A 15,403-nucleotide genomic window follows, 5' to 3' on the forward strand; every position below is an offset into this window, starting at 1 on the left:
CTCCATCGTCTATTTTCGCAACTTGCAGTTGATCGCCAAAAGTAAACACCTGAAGGAGTAGGTCATGCGCGGATCGTTATCGACCCGGAATATTACGTTGCTTGTGGCCATCGCGATTGCGCTGCTGTTTTTCTGGGGGCTGGGCAGCGTGCCGTTCCTCAGTGTCAACGAGGCCCGCCGCGCCGTCACCGTGCGCGAAATGCGCGAGGCAGGGAGTTGGCTGCTGCCTTACATGAACGGCGACTTGTACTTGTCCAAGCCGCCGTTTTTCTATTGGGCCGGCCTGGTTTCGACGGCAGTACTGGGCAGCTTGTCCGAGTGGAGCGTGCGCCTGCCTTCAGCGCTGGCCGCCGCCCTGTGCTGTTTTGGCACCTATCTGTACGGCGTCCGCCAGGCAGGGCGGCAGGTCGGGTTGTTCGCCGTGGTGTTCCTGGCCGCGAACGGTGCCTTCAGCCTGTTCGCACGGCGCTCGGAAATCGAGATGCTGTTGACCCTGCTGTGCTTCGGCGCGCTGCTGGCGGCCTGGCAATTCATCTTCCAGCAAGGCCGGGTCTGGTGGAGTCGGCTCAGCTACGTGCTGCTGGGTTGTGCACTGCTGACCAAAGGGCCGGTTTGCCTGTTGTGGGTGACGGCGCCGATCCTGGCCTATGCCTTGATCTACCGCGATGCGCGGGCCAAGGCGTATCTGTGCGACGGTTGGGGTTGGCTGATTGCCGTGGTGCTGGGCAGTTCCTGGTACCTGGCGGTGTCGGTGAATCAGGGCTGGGGCATCTGGGCCTCGATCATCAGCGAAGACATCGTGAAGAAGATCGACGGGCAGGGCGCCGAGGCCTGGTACGCCTATCTGCTGTACCTGGCCGGTGATTTCTTCCCGTTCTGGCTGATCGTATTTGTGCAGCCGCGTAAATTCTGGGCAATGATCCGCTCGCGCCGCGAGGCCGGCATGCTGCTGTGCTGCAGCCTGTTGCCACTGCTGGTGTTTTCCCTGTTCACCGAAAAGCATGGCAAGTACCTGTTGCCGGTTTATCCGTCGATGGCGTTGCTGCTGGCGATGCACTGGTCGGCGCTGCTCGATGACCTGAAGGGGCGCTGGCGCACGGTCCTGGCCGTTGTGCCCTACGTGATGCTGGCCGGGTTCGTCGTGTTCTACATGTTCGTCGAAGCGCGGGTGCTGTCGCACCGGGTTGGCGGTCTTGAGCAGATTGCCACGCTGGCCGACGGGCAGCCGGGTCAGAAGGCTTATACCCTCGGTGAGCCGGATATCCGTCTGGTCTATTACATGGGCCGGCCAGTGGCGCCGCTGACGGTGGCGCAGTTGCAGTCCGAGTCCCGTCCCGCAGGGCTGTTGTTTGTGCAAGAACCCCTCGCACCGGAACTGCAAAACCTGGCGTCATGCCAGGTCGGTGAAATCAACCCGTACCTGAAACCGGACCGCTCAGCGCTGCTGGTGCGCATGGGCGGTGACTGCCGCTGATCGACTTCGCGGCCGAACACCCACGCCAGCACATCACCCGTTCGGACTAGGCAGGGCTAACGATTCTGCCGCGTCCGGCCGGCGCCAAACTTCATGCTCAAAGGGGTGTTGCGCCACGCGCGCCCCGCCAAACGAGCAGAAGGCGCCGCGATGGAGTTTGCATTCAGCGACGAACAGGAAATGATCCGCGCATCGGCCGAGGGCTTCCTCGCCGATGTCTCGGATTCTGCCGCCGTGCGCGCGGCAATGGTCAGTGAACGGGGTTTTGATGAAGCCCTCTGGCAGCGTCTGTGCCAGGAAATGTACTGGCCGGCGATTCATATCCCCGAAACTTATGGTGGCCTTGGGCTGGGCTTTGTCGAACTGGCGATCCTGCTGGAACAGATGGGCCGGCGTTTGCTGTGCTCGCCGTTTTTCGCCACCGCCTGCATGGCCACCCCCGCATTGTTGCTGGCTGCCAATGACGAACAGAAGCAGCGCTGGTTGCCCTCGATCGCCGACGGCAGCGTGACCGCGACCCTGGCGTTCAGCAGTGCCAACGGCTGGTCGGCCGACGACGTCCAGGCAACGGTGGTGGCCGAGGGCGACGGGTTTGTCCTCGACGGCACCCTCAAACATGTACTCGACGGCCATGGCGCTGATCTGTTGATCATTGCCGCACGACAACCCGGAACCACTGGCGAAAAGGGCATTAGCCTGTTTGCTGTGAACGCAGTGAGGGCAGGCATCGAGCGGCAAATGCTGCCAACCATGGACCAGACCCGACGCCAGGCGCGGATCCAGCTCAAGGGCCTGTACCTTGAAGCCGACGCGCTGCTGGGTGAATTCGGTCACGGCTGGCCGCATCTGGAGCGGGTCCTGCAATTGGCCTGCATCGGCCTGGCCGCCGAGCAGACCGGTGGCGCGCAGCAGGTGCTCGACCTCAGCGTGGCCTACATGCAGGAACGCCAGCAGTTCGGTCGTCCGATTGCCAGTTTCCAGGCCCTCAAACACCGCGCCGCCGACATGATGCTGCAAGTCGAATGCGCGCGTTCGGCCAGTTATTACGCCGCGTGCGTGGCCCAGGAAGTCCTCGATCCACAGGGGGATCCGCAAGTGGCGGCCGAGCTGGCGCTGGCGGCGGCGCTGGCCAAGGCGCAGTGCTCCGAGACCTATTTCCACTGCGCGTCCGAGTCGATCCAGTTGCATGGCGGCGTCGGCTTCACCTGGGAATACGACCCGCACCTCTACTTCAAGCGCGCCCGCGCCAGCGAGAGCTTCCTCGGGCTACCGGCCTGGCATCGCGAGCGGATTGCCGCGGTCATTCTTGGAGAGCAGCGATGAAAATCAGTTTCAGCGAGCAGGACGAACGCTTCCGCCAGGAAGTGGCCGACTGGATGAGCGCCAACCTCTGCGGCGAATTCGAAGCCCTGCGCTTTCGCGGCGGTCCGGGCGATGAGCACATGTTTCCCGAGGAGCGCAAAGCCTGGGAGCGCAAACTCGCCGAGGGCGGCTGGACCTGCGTCGGCTGGGCGCCGGAGCACGGTGGGCGTGGCTTGTCGATCACTCAGCAAGTGATTTTCAATGAAGAGTACGCCCGCGCCGGCGGCCCCGGTCGCATGGGGCATATCGGGGAAGGGCTGGCCGGGCCGACCATTGCCGCGTTTGGCTCGGTCGAACAGCAACAGCGCTTTTTGCCGGGGATTGTCAGCGGCACCAGCTTCTGGTGCCAAGGCTATTCAGAGCCGGGCGCCGGTTCCGACCTGGCCAACGTCAAGACCCGCGCAACGCTGGATGAAGTGACCGGCAGTTGGGTGATCAACGGGCAAAAAGTCTGGACGTCCCTGGCTCACGAGTCAGACTGGTGTTTCGTGATCGCCCGCACCGAGCCGGGCAGTGTCGGCCATCGCGGCCTGTCGTTCCTGCTGGTGCCGATGGCCCAGGCGCAAATCACCGTGCGGCCCATCGAGCAACTGACCGGTACCTCGGAATTCAACGAAGTGTTCTTCGACGATGCCCGCACCGACGCCGCCAACATCATCGGCGCGCCGGGCGAAGGCTGGAAGATCGCCATGGCGCTGCTGGGTTTCGAGCGCGGTGTGTCTACCCTGGGCCAGCAGATGCAGTTTCAGAACGAGCTCAACGAAATCATCGCCATTGCTAAAGCCAACGGTGCCGACCGCGATCCGCTCCTGCGCCAGCGCCTGGCCGAAGCCTGGAGCGGGCTGCGGATCATGCGCTACAACTCGCTGCGCATGCTCTCGGGTAGCCAGGGCGGTTCGCTGCGCAAGGAGGCGACCATCTACAAACTGTTCTGGTCGACCTGGCACGCCAGCCTCGGCAAGTTGGCGATGGACGTCCTCGGCGCCGAAGCGGAACTGCTCGAAGCCGCGCCCTACCAACTGACCCGTTTGCAGTCGCTGTACCTGTTCAGCCGCGCCGACACCCTCTACGGCGGCAGCAACGAAATCCAGCGCAACATCATCGCCGAGCGCGCCTTGGGAATGCCCAAAGAACCGCGTCCGCGTGCCTGAAAGGAGAGAGTTCATGTCTGTACCTCAATATGTTGAAGGTCGCGGCCTGCTGCGCGGCAAGTCGGTGCTGATCACGGCGGCGGCGGGTGCCGGGATCGGTTTTTCCGCCGCCGTGCGCGCCGCCGAGGAAGGTTGCCGGGCGCTGATGATCAGCGATATCCATGAAGGCCGCTTGGCCGAGGCAGTGGTGAAAATCCGCGAAACCACCGGGCTGCAACAGGTCTTCGGCCAGGTCTGCAACGTCGCCGACGAAGCCCAGGTGCAGCAACTGATTGCCGGCGCCGAGCGTGATCTGCAAGGCGTCGATGTGCTGATCAATAACGCTGGTCTTGGCGGCTCGCGCTTGCTGGTGGAAATGGGCGACGAAGAGTGGAACCGGGTGCTGGATGTGACGCTCACCGGCACCATGCGCATGACCCGCGCCATGCTGCCGAAAATGATGGCGCGGCGTGCCGGGGTCATCGTCAATAACGCCTCGGTACTGGGCTGGCGCGCACAGAAAGAACAGGCGCATTACGCCGCCGCCAAGGCCGGCGTGATGGCGCTGACCCGCTGCGCAGCAGTCGAGGCGGCCGACTACGGCATTCGCATCAATGCGGTCAGCCCGAGCATTGCCTTGCACGATTTCCTGCGCAAATCCGCGCCCCAGTCGGTGCTCGATCAACTCGCCGCCAACGAAGCGTTCGGCCGTGCCGCCGAAGTCTGGGAAGTGGCCAACGTGATGATGTTCCTGGCCAGCGACTACAGCTCCTACATGACCGGCGAAGTGTTGTCGGTGTCCAGCCAGAGGGCCTGAACATGCCACGTATTTTCGACACGCCGATGGCCTTGTTCGACGCCGTCGGCGAATCACTCGGCGTCAGCGACTGGCTGTTGCTGGAGCAGGACCGCATCGACCGGTTCGCCGACGCTACCGGCGATCACCAGTGGATTCACGTCGATCCGCTCAAGGCCGCCGATGGCCCGTTTGGCGCCTGCATTGCCCATGGCTACCTGAGCCTGTCGCTGGTCAATCTGTTCTTGCCGCAGATCGTCGAGGTCCGTGGCCTGGCCATGGGCGTCAATTACGGCTGTGAGCGGGTGCGCTTTCCTTCGGTGGTGCGCGTCGGTTCGCGGGTGCGCGGCAGTGCGCAATTGATCGCGGTCGAGGAAGTGAAGGGCGGCGTGCAGGCGACCATCCGCGTCAGCGTCGACATCGACGGCGAGGAACGTCCCGGCTGTGTGGTCGACACCATCAGTCGCTATTACCCGGCCTGACCTTCAACAGAGTTTTCGAGGATTTGAACATGAAAGAAGCCGTCATCGTTTCCACCGCCCGCACCCCGATCGGCAAAGCCTTTCGTGGTGCATTCAATGACACCGAAGCGCCGCAACTGGGCGGCCATGTGGTGCGCGAAGCCGTGCGCCGTGCCGGCATCGAGCCGGGTGAAGTGGACGACGTGATCATCGGCGCCGCCGCGCAGCAGGGCACCCAGTCCTACAACCTGGGGCGTCTGTGCGCGATTGCCGGCGGCTTGCCGGCATCGGTTGCCGGGATGGCCGTCGAACGCCAGTGCTCGTCGGGCCTGATGAGCATCGCCATGGCCGCCAAAGGCATCATGTGCGACGAAATCGACATCGCCGTAGCCGGTGGCCTGGAGTCTATTTCTCTGGTGCAGAACAAGCACAAGAACCTCTATCGCAACCAGTCGGGCTCGGTGATCGAACTGGACCCGCACGCCTACATCCCGATGATCGAAACCGCCGAGATCGTCTCCGCACGTTATGGCATCTCCCGCGACGAGCAGGACGAATACAGCTACCAGAGCCAGCTGCGTACCGCACAGGCCCAGAGCGCCGGGCGCTTCGATCGCGAGCTCGCGCCACTGGCCAGCCGCCAGATGATCGTCGACAAGGCCACGGGCGAAACCCGCCATGAGTCCGTCACCCTGCTGCGCGACGAGTGCAACCGCATCGACACCAGCCTGCAAAGCCTGAAAGCGCTGGAACCGGTATGGCCGGGCGGTCAGTGGAGCGACAAGGGGCGTTTCATCACCGCCGGCAATGCTTCACAGCTGTCCGACGGCGCATCGGCTTCGGTACTGATGAGCGCGAAAATGGCCGAGAAGCGTGGCCTGGAACCGCTGGGGATCTATCGCGGCATGGCCGTCGCCGGTTGCAATTCCGACGAGATGGGCATCGGCCCTGTGTACGCCATTCCCAAGCTGCTCAAGCGCCACGGCCTGACCATGGACCACATCGGCCTGTGGGAGCTGAACGAAGCGTTCGCCTGTCAGGTGCTGTACTGCCGCGATACGTTGGGCATTCCGGCCGAGCGTCTGAACGTCAATGGCGGGGCGATTTCCATCGGCCATCCGTTCGGCATGTCCGGTGCGCGGATGGTTGGCCATGCGTTGATCGAAGGCCAGCGTCGCGGTTTGCGTTATGTGGTGGTGAGCATGTGCATCGGTGGCGGCATGGGCGCCGCTGCCCTGTTCGAGGTGGTCTGAATGATCAGCGCACAGCATGTGCAAGAGAGCATGGCGCGTTACGTGGAGCTGGTGGATGCCGGCGACATCGACGGCATCCTCGCGCTCTACGCCAAAAACGCCACGGTTGAAGACCCGGTCGGCCACGCGCCGTTGCAGGGCATCGAAGCCATCGAGCGTTTCTACCGTGAAGGACTGGGGGCGATGAAAGTCTCGGCGACCCGGACCGGCCCGGTGCGAGCGACGCTCAACGGTTGCGGCGCGATGCCGTTCCGGGTCGATTTGGAGTGGGGCGGGCAACCGTGCTCGCTGCATGTGATCGACGTGATGGAGTTCGATGCCGACGGCAAGATCCGGTCGATGAAAGCCTTCTGGAGCGAGGTCAACGTGACGGCGCGAGGTGCGGCATGAATCTGGAACAGCGGATCGCCCGCCTGGAGACGCTGGAGGACATCCGCCAGCTCAAGCATCGCTACCTCAATGCCTGCGACCTCAAGCAGGTCGAGGTGATTGCCGACTGCTTTGCCGAAGGTGAAGTGCTGATCGACTATGGTCCGTTGGGGATCTTTCGTGAGCGCGACAGTTTTGTCGCGCTGTACCGCGAACTGGCTTGCCATGAGCGGGTGATCGACCTGCATCATGGTGCCAACCCGGAAATCGAGGTGCTGAATGAAGATCAAGCCCAGGGCCGTTGGGCCCTGTGGTATTTCAACGTGGATGGCGAGAGCGGGGCGACGCGGCAGTTGGGTGGGTTCTATCAGGACCGTTACCAGCGCATTGCCGGACAATGGAAGATCGTCGCCACCCGTTTTACCGCTCACTCGGAAGTGGCGCGTTCCTGAAGGGCGCTCACTCCAGAGGTTGCCTCTGTGGGAGCGAGCTTGCTCGCGATGGCGGCGTGTCAGGCGGCATTAATGTTGGATGTGCCTACCCCTTCGCGAGCAAGCCCGCTCCCACAGTTTTTGTGGTGCCCCGGTATTTGCAAACACCCACGATCCCCTGTGGGAGCGGGCTTGCTCGCGAAGGCGGTGTGTCAGGCAACATCAATGTTGGATGTGCTCAAAGCTATATCCGGATTCTGTGTCCGGCCGGTTTCGTAGAAGGCCTTGAGGTTCTCGGCAATCTGCTGCACGACCTTGTTGAAGGCCTTGGCCAGCAATCCTTCAAACAGCCTGCCACCGCGCAGGCTGTAACTCATTTGCAGGGTGATGCGGGTCGCGTCGCCCTCGGCTTTCAGGGCATAGCTGAAGCTGGCCTGGCGAAACGGGAAGGGCGAGTCATTGCTGCCCTTGTGCAACCGCAGCACAAACCCTGTGCCTTCCTGCCACTGCACCACGCTTTCATCCAGATACTGACCGCCCTTGCGCAACACCCGGCGACTGGCGCCGACACCTTCCATTGCACCGGGATGAAACCGGCAACCGGTCAACCCCGGCACATAGTGCGGGGCGAGGCTCAGGTCGCGCAGTTTGGCCCAGGCCGCTTGTGGCGGGAGATCGAGAAAAACACTGTGGCTGGCGATTGCGGGCATGCCGGAACTCCTTTTGTTATTTGAATGCTTGAAAGATCGCAGCCTCGTTTCACCCGGCAGCTCCTACAGAGATTGAGGTTCAACTGTAGGAGCTGCCGCAGGCTGCGATCTTTTCAGGATTGCGCCGCGTCGAGAAACGCCGGGCGTTCGCCTGCGCCATGCACCGCGATGTCCGCGCCGCTGACATAGCGGGCCAGCGATGACGCCAGGTACAAACAGGTATCGCCAATGTCTTGCGGGGTGGCCAGGCGTTGCAACGGAATGGTCGCTGCCACCCGGGCAATGCCCGCTTCGTCACCATAATGCATGGCGGCCTGCTCGGTGAGAATCAGCCCGGCGGTCACCGCATTGACCCGCACCTTCGGTGCCCATTCCACCGCCAGCGAGGTGGTCAGGTTCAGCAGGCCGGCCTTGGCCGCGCCATAGGCTGCGGTGCCGGGGGAGGGGCGGGTGGCGCTGACGCTGCAGATGTTGATGATCGCGCCGCCGTCGGCCTGGGCCTGCATCAGCTGGTTGGCCTGCTGGCACAGGTTCAGTGGCGCGATCAGGTTCAAGCGAATGATCGCTTCGCTGAATCGCGGCGAAGCCGTGGCAGCGTCGGCATTCGGTGAGCCGCCGGCGTTGTTGACCAGCACATCGAGGCGGCCGAAGCGCTCGATGATTTGCGCGATCAAGTGCCCGGATTGCTCGACATCCCGCAGGTCGCAGGGCACGAACAGCGCCTCGCGCCCGCTGCTGGCGGGCAAGGATTGCGGGGCTTCGCGACCGCAAATCACCACCTCGGCGCCGCAGTCGAGAAAGCGCTGGCTGATGCCGCGTCCGACGCCTTTGCCACCGCCGGTGACCAGTACCACTTTGCCGCGAAAGTCCATTGGATCAAGCATGGGAATTCTCTTTTTGCCGCTCGGGAATGCCGTCGATGCTAGGTCTGTGGTCCCTGTAATCCAACGTCCGATGAGACTAGAGACTTCTGTAGGAGCGAGCTTGCTCGCGAAAAACGTCTGGACAACGCGTTCAGTCAGGCTGGGCACGTTTTCGTTGACGTCCATCGCGAGCAAGCTCGCTCCTACAGGTACAGGGGCGTAGTCCTGTCGGACGATGTTGCGCAGCCGGCCCGTCGGAATAATCCGGTTACAACAACAGGCCGGGAGGACACCTTATGGGCGCTTCAGCGCAAGGGCACTTCGTTACGCTGCCGGATGGTTTGCAGCTGCGCTATGTGGATGTAAGCGGGAAGGATGGCGAGAGCGACGAGCCGGTGATTTTCATCCATGGCAGCGGGCCGGGCGCCAGCGGTCACAGCAACTTCAAGCAGAACTACCCGGTGTTCGCCGAGGCCGGTTATCGAGTCATCGTCCCGGATCTGCCGGGCTATGGCGCCTCGGAGAAACCCGACACCCTCTACACTCTGGACTTCTTTGTTACCGCCCTGAGCGGTCTGCTCGATGCCCTGGATATCCAGCGTTGCGTGCTGGTCGGCAACTCCCTGGGCGGCGCGATCGCGATCAAACTGGCCCTCGACCAACCACAGCGGGTCAGCCGTCTGGTGTTGATGGCGCCCGGTGGCCTGATGGAAAAAGAACAGTATTACCTGCAGATGGAAGGCATCCAGAAAATGGGCGCGGCCTTCGCCAAGGGTGAACTGAACGATGCGGCGGGCATGCGTCGCCTGCTGGCCCTGCAACTGTTCGACGAAAGCCTGATCAGCGACGAAACGGTCAACGAGCGCGTGGCGGTCGTGCAACAGCAGCCGGTGTGTGTGCTGTCGACCATGCAGGTGCCGAACATGACCACGCGTTTGGGCGAACTGCAGTGTCCGATCCTCGGTTTCTGGGGCATGAACGACAAGTTCTGCCCGTCCTCCGGCGCCCGGACCATGCTCGAAAATTGCTCACGCATTCGCTTTGTGATGCTCAGTGAGTGCGGACATTGGGTCCAGGTCGAGCACCGTGATCTGTTCAACCGCCAGTGCCTGGCGTTTTTTCAGGAGGCCCGCGGATGAGCGTGCAATTGCGCCGTGAGTTCGGCGAAGAGCTTTATCAGGCGCTGCTGAGCGGCTCCACCCTGGCGCCGCTGACCGAGCGTTGGCCGTCGATCAGCATCGAAGACGCCTATCACATTTCCCTGTACGCCATTGAGCGTCGGGTGGCGGCCGGTGACCGGATCGTCGGCAAGAAGATCGGCGTGACCTCGGCGGCGGTCCAGCAGATGCTCAACGTGCATCAGCCGGATTTCGGCTTCATCACGCGGCAGATGTCGTTCGATGACGATGCGCGGATTTCCCTGTCGGCCAACAAACTGATCCAGCCCCGTGCCGAGGGCGAAATCGCCTTCAAGCTCAAGCATGATCTGGTCGGCCCCGGCATCACCGAGGCGGATGTGCTGGCCGCCACCGAATACGTGATGCCGTGCTTCGAGATCGTCGATTCGCGGATTCACGACTGGCGCATCCGCATCCAGGACACCGTGGCCGACAACGCCTCCTGCGGTGTGTTCGTGTTGGGCGACAGCCAGGTCGACCCGCGTGAGCTGGACCTGCCGAACTTGCGCATGCGCGTGTTCAAGAATGGTGAGCCCCTGAGCGAAGGCCTGGGTTCGGCAGTGCAGGGCAATCCGTTGACTGCGGTGGCCTGGCTGGCCAACACCCTGGGCGCGTTCGGCATTCCGTTCAAGGCCGGGGAAATCATCCTGTCCGGCTCCCTGGTGCCACTGGAACCGGCCCGTGCCGGCGACTGTTTTTCTCTGACCATCGATGGCCTGGGCAGTGCCCGGGTGTCTTTCTGCGCCTGACTTTTGGAGTTTGACCCAATGAGCAAAAAACTCAGAGCGGCCATTATCGGCCCGGGCAATATCGGCACCGATCTGCTGATGAAAATGTGCCGATCGGAATGGATCGAACCGGTATGGATGGTCGGCGTTGATCCTGAATCCGAAGGCCTGAAACGCGCCCGGGAAATGGGCATTAAAACCACCGCCGGCGGAGTCGATGGCTTGCTGCCGCACGTGCTCGACGACGATATTCGCATCGCCTTCGACGCCACCTCGGCCTACGTGCATGCGCAAAACAGCCGCAAGCTCAACGAGCTGGGGGTGATCATGATCGACCTCACGCCGGCGGCCATCGGCCCGTTCTGTGTGCCGCCGGTCAACCTCAAGGAACATGCAGCAACCTTGGCGATGAACGTCAACATGGTCACCTGCGGTGGCCAGGCGACCATCCCGATGGTGGCGGCGGTGTCGCGGGTGCAACCGGTGAGCTACGGTGAAATCGTTGCCACGGTGTCCTCCGGTTCGGTCGGCCCCGGCACCCGGCAGAACATCGACGAATTCACCCGCACCACGGCCGGTGCGGTGGAGAAGATTGGCGGCGCCCGACGCGGTAAAGCCATCATCGTCATCAACCCGGCCGAGCCGCCGCTGATGATGCGCGACACCATCCACTGCCTGACCGATGACGAGCCGAACCAGGATGCGATCCGCACCTCGGTGCTGGAGATGGTTCGCGAAGTTCAACGCTATGTGCCTGGCTACAAGCTGATCAACGGACCGGTGTTCGACGGGCGCAAGGTGTCGATCTTCATCGAGGTCGAAGGCCTCGGTGATTTCCTGCCCAAGTCCGCCGGCAACCTCGACATTATGACCGCCGCCGGATTGCGCACGGCCGAGATGTTCGCCGAAGAAGCCCACAAGGGCACCCTGCAACTGCCTGCCCGTTGAGTGGAGAATCGCTATGAATTTGCAAGGTAAGAGCGTCCGTCTGCATGACATGAGCCTGCGCGACGGCATGCACGCCAAACAGCATCAAATCAGTATTGACCAAATGGTCTCGGTGGCCACCGGCCTCGATGCGGCTGGTGTGCCGCTGATCGAAATCACCCACGGCGATGGCTTGGGCGGTGCGTCGCTGAACTACGGTTTCCCGGCCCACAGTGACGAGGAGTATTTCGCTGCGGTGATCCCGCAGATGAAGCAGGCCAAGGTTTCGGCCCTGTTGTTGCCGGGGATCGGTACGCTTGATCACCTGAAAATGGCCCACGAACACGGTGTGTCGACCATTCGCGTGGCGACCCATTGCACCGAAGCGGACGTGTCGGGCCAGCACATCGGCATGTCGGCGAAGATGGGCCTGGACACTGTCGGCTTCCTGATGATGGCGCACATGGTCAGCGCGGAGAAACTGCTGGAGCAGGCGCGGCTGATGGAGAGCTACGGCGCCAACTGCATCTACTGCACCGACTCGGCCGGCTACATGCTGCCCGATGAAGTCACGCAAAAGATCGGTGCCTTGCGCGCCGGGCTGAGCGCCGGGACCGAAGTCGGTTTCCACGGCCACCACAACATGGGCATGGCCATCGCCAACTCCCTGGCCGCCATCGAGGCCGGTGCTGCGCGCATCGATGGCTCGGTAGCGGGCCTTGGCGCGGGAGCGGGCAACACGCCGCTGGAAGTGTTCGTCGCGGTGCTGGAGCGGATGGGCGTCAACAGTGGTGTCGATTTGTACCGGATCATGGATGTGGCCGAAGACCTGGTGGTGCCGATGATGGACCAGCCGATCCGTCTTGACCGCGATGCCCTGACCCTGGGGTACGCCGGGGTCTATAGCTCGTTCCTGCTGTTCGCCAAACGCGCCGAGCAGAAGTACGGTATTGCCGCTCGCGAGCTGCTGGTGGAGTTGGGCCGTCGCGGCACCGTGGGGGGGCAGGAGGACATGATCGAAGACCTGGCGCTGACCCTATCTCGCGCTCGCGGGATCTTGCCGACCTGATCCTTGCAGGAGCGAAAAAACCACCGAATTCGGTTAATGCCGATCAGTAAAGCCACAACGCAATCTGTAGCAGCTGGCGCAGCCTGCGTCCGGCTGCGCAGCAGTCGTAAAGTCAGCGTTCGCGGTACCTCAGATAGATCGTGCAAGGCGGATTTACGACTGCTGCGCAGCCGGACGCAGCCTTCGGCAGCTGCTACAAGGAAGGCGTAGCGTCCGGGGTCGCCTGACTGATCGGCATTACCGAATTCGGTGGTTTTTATGGCTGTTGCGAAGGGCGCTCAGGGCAGCAGATTGCGTACCACCGGTGGATAGCAGTTGATGGCCGCGCTCGAACAGCTGAAGTACGCGGTGGTCGGTCGGTAGGCTTCATTTTTGAACAATTGACACAGGCTGGTGGAAGTACCCGCACAGAGGATGATGAACAAAGCACAAGTAGTTTTGCGCATGATGGGTCTCGACACGGTTTTATTGTTGTAGAGACAGGTTATGGCGGTAGCGCGAGGGTGACTTCGTCCGAATGGACTAGCCGATCAATTTGAAGCTGCCCCGTCCCATTGTGGGAGCGAGCTTGCTCGCGATGGCGGCGTGTCAGACGAAGTAGATGTTGGCTGTGCCGGCCTCTTCGCGAGCAAGCCCGCTCCCACAGGTTTATTGGGCGTTCCCGGGATCTGTGTCTGGTTGCAATCCCTTGTGGGAGCGAGCTTGCTCGCGAAAGCGGAGTGTCAGGCGACGTGGATGTTGGATGTGCCGACCCCTTCGCGAGCAGGCTCGCTCCTACAGGTTTTGTGTGGTGTCAGGTTCGTTGGGCAAGGGCGCCCATGGCCATGAACAACGCTGCAATTGCCCGGGCTTCGTGGAGTTCGCCGCGGGCCACCAGTTCGGGGATCTGCGCCAGTGGTATGCGCAGGCATTCCAGGGGTTCGGGTTCGTCGCCTTGCAGTTGGCAGGGGCTCAGTTGTTCGGCCAGCACCACCCGGTAGCGATGGCACAAATGCCCCGGTGCCAGCGTCAGTTCGCCCAGTTCGGTGAGGCGTTCGGCGCGCATGCCGACTTCTTCACTCAACTCGCGCTGCGCCGCCTGCAAATAGTCTTCATCGGGCTCCGCGCCGCCCTTGGGCAGGCCGAGTATGGTTTTTTCCACACCGACCGCGTATTCGCGCACCAGCAGCACATGCTGTGGATCGGGCATCGCCACCAGCATCACCGAGCGATAACCGGTGCCGCGCAGGCGTTCGTAGACCCGCTGCTGGCCGTTGCTGAATTGCAGGTGCAGGGCTTCGATCTGAAAGTGGCCGCTTTGCGCCAGCAGTTCAGTCTTGAGGATGGTTGGGCAGTTGCGCATGGGGCAGTCCCCTGTTTGGGATGAATACACTGTGCGCTGTACAACGGGGGCCGCCATCGTCCGAGCGGACGAGGGCGGCTAGCCGAGGGTTGCCACGCTGCGCAGGATCAGGCGCACCAGCATGGTCTGGCGGGTCACGCCGGTCTTGGAGAAGGTCGAACGCAGGTGGGCCCGCGAGGTGTTGCGGCTGATGCCCAGTTCTTCCGAGGCTTCGTCGAGGGTCAAGCCGTTGGCCAGCAACATCGCCAGCTGGGTTTCCGCCGGGGTGAAGTCGAACAGGGCGCGGACGATTTCCTGCGGCGCGGTGGACTGTTGCTCCGGGTCGCTGATGAAAATCACCACGGTCGGGCACTGCTTGCCTTCGCTCCAGTCCGTCAATGGCACCGAGCGCACGATGATCCCCAGGTCCGCTTTCCCGGACGGCCGCTGCACGCGCAGGGCTTCGACCACCGACGGGTTGCTGCTCTTCTGCGATAGCAGCGATTGCTTGACCAGTCGGCGGAATTCCTGGGTGTCCCGGGCCGTACCGACCTGCAGGCCATCGTTGACCAGTTTGATGCCGTCCTTTTCCTGGATCAGCCGGTCGGCGACCTGGTTGGTCTGCAGCACCTTGCCGGACTCGTCGAGGATGATCGTGCCAACCGCCATCTGGTTCACCGCGCCGGCATACAGGTTGCGCTCGGCTTCGATGCGGTTGAGCTGCATGTGGATCTTGATCGAACGCTCCAGGTGCGGAATGAAATGCGTGAGCATGGCCTTTTCTTCGTTGCCGAAGGGCTTGTCATCACGTCCGCGGCTGATGCGAATGCGGCACTGGGCGCCATCGACAGTGTTGATGTCGGCACCGAGAATGTGGAACACGTCCACAGGTTCAAGGAAATTCTTGTAGAACTCGGAGTTCTGCCAGTCGTCGTTGGAGACGAACTCGGCGAGGGTCACGACCTGGCGGTTGGGCAGGTCGACAAACGGGTCGAGGCTGAAAAAGTGTTTGTTGTACGACGCGGTCGCCTCGGTCGAGGTGCCGGTGGTGTTGACCATCAAGCCGTCCACGTGGGCGCTGGGCGGACGCAGGATGAAGGTCACGTACTTGCTGTTCAGATGCACGTTGAGCTGATTGAGGAACGTAGCCCAGGGAATGTTTTCCAGCGGACCCTGATAGAGGTTGCCGATCAAATCACTGAACGTATCGAGGCTGAGGCTCTGCTGCATAGGGAAAACCGTTTTTATTATTAGCGTTGGCGGTGGCCGAGAATAAGCGCCGGTATCGACTCCTTGCAACGCTCGGGCTCAGGGCCTGACCGGCGGCTGCC

17 protein-coding genes are annotated in these 15,403 nt (G+C 62.4%); 12 read left to right on the plus strand and 5 right to left on the minus strand.

The window, feature by feature from the left end:
* The first annotated feature begins 64 nt into the window (after positions 1-64).
* The 8 genes from PMI28_RS16150 to PMI28_RS16115 all read left to right on the plus strand — a co-directional run bounded on the left by PMI28_RS16150 (position 65) and on the right by PMI28_RS16115 (position 7,297).
* Positions 65-1,474, plus strand: a complete 1,410-nt coding sequence (locus PMI28_RS16150) for an ArnT family glycosyltransferase (protein ID WP_007986266.1) — start codon at positions 65-67, stop codon at positions 1,472-1,474.
* Positions 1,475-1,624: 150 nt separating this feature from the next.
* A complete protein-coding gene (locus PMI28_RS16145) occupies positions 1,625-2,797 on the plus strand; it encodes an acyl-CoA dehydrogenase family protein (protein WP_033063288.1) in 1,173 nt (390 codons plus the stop codon).
* Positions 2,794-3,987: an acyl-CoA dehydrogenase family protein gene (locus PMI28_RS16140; RefSeq protein WP_007986269.1), complete on the plus strand. Its 1,194-nt coding sequence runs from the start codon at positions 2,794-2,796 to the stop codon at positions 3,985-3,987. Before PMI28_RS16145 ends, PMI28_RS16140 begins: the two co-directional genes overlap by 4 nt.
* Before the next feature lie 13 nt (positions 3,988-4,000).
* Positions 4,001-4,783, plus strand: a complete 783-nt coding sequence (locus tag PMI28_RS16135) for an SDR family oxidoreductase (RefSeq protein WP_007986271.1) — start codon at positions 4,001-4,003, stop codon at positions 4,781-4,783.
* A gap of 2 nt (positions 4,784-4,785) precedes the next feature.
* On the plus strand, positions 4,786-5,244 hold the full coding sequence (locus tag PMI28_RS16130) for a MaoC family dehydratase (RefSeq protein WP_007986273.1): 459 nt from the start codon (positions 4,786-4,788) through the stop codon (positions 5,242-5,244).
* A gap of 29 nt (positions 5,245-5,273) precedes the next feature.
* Positions 5,274-6,476, plus strand: coding sequence for an acetyl-CoA C-acyltransferase (locus PMI28_RS16125; protein WP_007986274.1), 1,203 nt, complete (start codon positions 5,274-5,276; stop codon positions 6,474-6,476).
* Positions 6,477-6,866: a steroid Delta-isomerase gene (locus PMI28_RS16120; RefSeq protein WP_007986276.1), complete on the plus strand. Its 390-nt coding sequence runs from the start codon at positions 6,477-6,479 to the stop codon at positions 6,864-6,866. It begins immediately after the preceding gene.
* Complete coding sequence (locus PMI28_RS16115) at positions 6,863-7,297, plus strand: nuclear transport factor 2 family protein (RefSeq protein WP_007986278.1); 435 nt, start codon at positions 6,863-6,865, stop codon at positions 7,295-7,297. The genes PMI28_RS16120 and PMI28_RS16115 overlap by 4 nt, the downstream gene beginning before the upstream one ends.
* A 191-nt stretch (positions 7,298-7,488) precedes the next feature.
* Here PMI28_RS16115 and PMI28_RS16110 read toward each other — a convergent pair whose 3' ends face one another.
* Both PMI28_RS16110 and PMI28_RS16105 read right to left on the minus strand, forming a co-directional pair.
* On the minus strand, positions 7,489-7,986 hold the full coding sequence (locus PMI28_RS16110; protein WP_007986279.1) for an SRPBCC family protein: 498 nt from the start codon (positions 7,984-7,986) through the stop codon (positions 7,489-7,491).
* A 113-nt stretch (positions 7,987-8,099) separates the two neighbouring features.
* Positions 8,100-8,870: an SDR family oxidoreductase gene (locus PMI28_RS16105; RefSeq protein WP_033063286.1), complete on the minus strand. Its 771-nt coding sequence runs from the start codon at positions 8,868-8,870 to the stop codon at positions 8,100-8,102.
* Positions 8,871-9,145: 275 nt separating this feature from the next.
* Here PMI28_RS16105 and PMI28_RS16100 point away from each other — a divergent pair, with 275 nt between their 5' ends.
* The 4 genes from PMI28_RS16100 to dmpG are packed head-to-tail and all read left to right on the plus strand — an operon-like array spanning position 9,146 to position 12,751.
* Positions 9,146-9,988, plus strand: a complete 843-nt coding sequence (locus PMI28_RS16100; protein ID WP_007986283.1) for an alpha/beta fold hydrolase — start codon at positions 9,146-9,148, stop codon at positions 9,986-9,988.
* Positions 9,985-10,776: a fumarylacetoacetate hydrolase family protein gene (locus PMI28_RS16095; RefSeq protein ID WP_007986285.1), complete on the plus strand. Its 792-nt coding sequence runs from the start codon at positions 9,985-9,987 to the stop codon at positions 10,774-10,776. The genes PMI28_RS16100 and PMI28_RS16095 overlap by 4 nt, the downstream gene beginning before the upstream one ends.
* 18 nt (positions 10,777-10,794) lie before the next feature.
* Complete coding sequence (locus PMI28_RS16090) at positions 10,795-11,703, plus strand: acetaldehyde dehydrogenase (acetylating) (RefSeq protein ID WP_007986287.1); 909 nt, start codon at positions 10,795-10,797, stop codon at positions 11,701-11,703.
* A gap of 13 nt (positions 11,704-11,716) precedes the next feature.
* Positions 11,717-12,751, plus strand: coding sequence for a 4-hydroxy-2-oxovalerate aldolase (dmpG, locus tag PMI28_RS16085; RefSeq protein WP_007986289.1), 1,035 nt, complete (start codon positions 11,717-11,719; stop codon positions 12,749-12,751).
* A gap of 278 nt (positions 12,752-13,029) precedes the next feature.
* On the opposite strand, the gene PMI28_RS30765 is transcribed toward dmpG, so the two are convergent.
* The 3 genes from PMI28_RS30765 to PMI28_RS16075 all read right to left on the minus strand — a co-directional run bounded on the left by PMI28_RS30765 (position 13,030) and on the right by PMI28_RS16075 (position 15,302).
* A complete protein-coding gene (locus PMI28_RS30765; RefSeq protein WP_007986291.1) occupies positions 13,030-13,197 on the minus strand; it encodes a hypothetical protein in 168 nt (55 codons plus the stop codon).
* 347 nt (positions 13,198-13,544) lie between these two features.
* A complete protein-coding gene (gene nudE, locus PMI28_RS16080; RefSeq protein ID WP_007986293.1) occupies positions 13,545-14,093 on the minus strand; it encodes an ADP compounds hydrolase NudE in 549 nt (182 codons plus the stop codon).
* A gap of 78 nt (positions 14,094-14,171) precedes the next feature.
* The gene (locus tag PMI28_RS16075) at positions 14,172-15,302 is read right to left on the minus strand and encodes a helix-turn-helix transcriptional regulator (RefSeq protein ID WP_007986294.1); all 1,131 of its coding nucleotides are present in this window, start codon (positions 15,300-15,302) and stop codon (positions 14,172-14,174) included.
* Between the last annotated feature and the right edge of the window lie 101 nt (positions 15,303-15,403).

Origin of the sequence: Pseudomonas sp. GM48 (assembly GCF_000282335.1) — a bacterium.
In the GTDB taxonomy this organism is placed as follows: Bacteria; Pseudomonadota; Gammaproteobacteria; order Pseudomonadales; family Pseudomonadaceae; genus Aquipseudomonas.

Coding starts and splice junctions, on each gene's coding strand:
- PMI28_RS30765 (WP_007986291.1), bottom strand. CDS start 13,197: ATGCGCAAAACTACTTGTGCTTTGTTCATCATCCTCTGTGCGGGTACT.
- PMI28_RS16120 (WP_007986276.1), top strand. CDS start 6,477: ATGATCAGCGCACAGCATGTGCAAGAGAGCATGGCGCGTTACGTGGAG.
- PMI28_RS16115 (WP_007986278.1), top strand. CDS start 6,863: ATGAATCTGGAACAGCGGATCGCCCGCCTGGAGACGCTGGAGGACATC.
- PMI28_RS16100 (WP_007986283.1), top strand. CDS start 9,146: ATGGGCGCTTCAGCGCAAGGGCACTTCGTTACGCTGCCGGATGGTTTG.
- PMI28_RS16140 (WP_007986269.1), top strand. CDS start 2,794: ATGAAAATCAGTTTCAGCGAGCAGGACGAACGCTTCCGCCAGGAAGTG.
- PMI28_RS16125 (WP_007986274.1), top strand. CDS start 5,274: ATGAAAGAAGCCGTCATCGTTTCCACCGCCCGCACCCCGATCGGCAAA.
- PMI28_RS16075 (WP_007986294.1), bottom strand. CDS start 15,302: ATGCAGCAGAGCCTCAGCCTCGATACGTTCAGTGATTTGATCGGCAAC.
- PMI28_RS16095 (WP_007986285.1), top strand. CDS start 9,985: ATGAGCGTGCAATTGCGCCGTGAGTTCGGCGAAGAGCTTTATCAGGCG.
- PMI28_RS16105 (WP_033063286.1), bottom strand. CDS start 8,870: ATGCTTGATCCAATGGACTTTCGCGGCAAAGTGGTACTGGTCACCGGC.
- PMI28_RS16090 (WP_007986287.1), top strand. CDS start 10,795: ATGAGCAAAAAACTCAGAGCGGCCATTATCGGCCCGGGCAATATCGGC.
- PMI28_RS16150 (WP_007986266.1), top strand. CDS start 65: ATGCGCGGATCGTTATCGACCCGGAATATTACGTTGCTTGTGGCCATC.
- PMI28_RS16130 (WP_007986273.1), top strand. CDS start 4,786: ATGCCACGTATTTTCGACACGCCGATGGCCTTGTTCGACGCCGTCGGC.
- dmpG (WP_007986289.1), top strand. CDS start 11,717: ATGAATTTGCAAGGTAAGAGCGTCCGTCTGCATGACATGAGCCTGCGC.
- nudE (WP_007986293.1), bottom strand. CDS start 14,093: ATGCGCAACTGCCCAACCATCCTCAAGACTGAACTGCTGGCGCAAAGC.
- PMI28_RS16110 (WP_007986279.1), bottom strand. CDS start 7,986: ATGCCCGCAATCGCCAGCCACAGTGTTTTTCTCGATCTCCCGCCACAA.
- PMI28_RS16135 (WP_007986271.1), top strand. CDS start 4,001: ATGTCTGTACCTCAATATGTTGAAGGTCGCGGCCTGCTGCGCGGCAAG.
- PMI28_RS16145 (WP_033063288.1), top strand. CDS start 1,625: ATGGAGTTTGCATTCAGCGACGAACAGGAAATGATCCGCGCATCGGCC.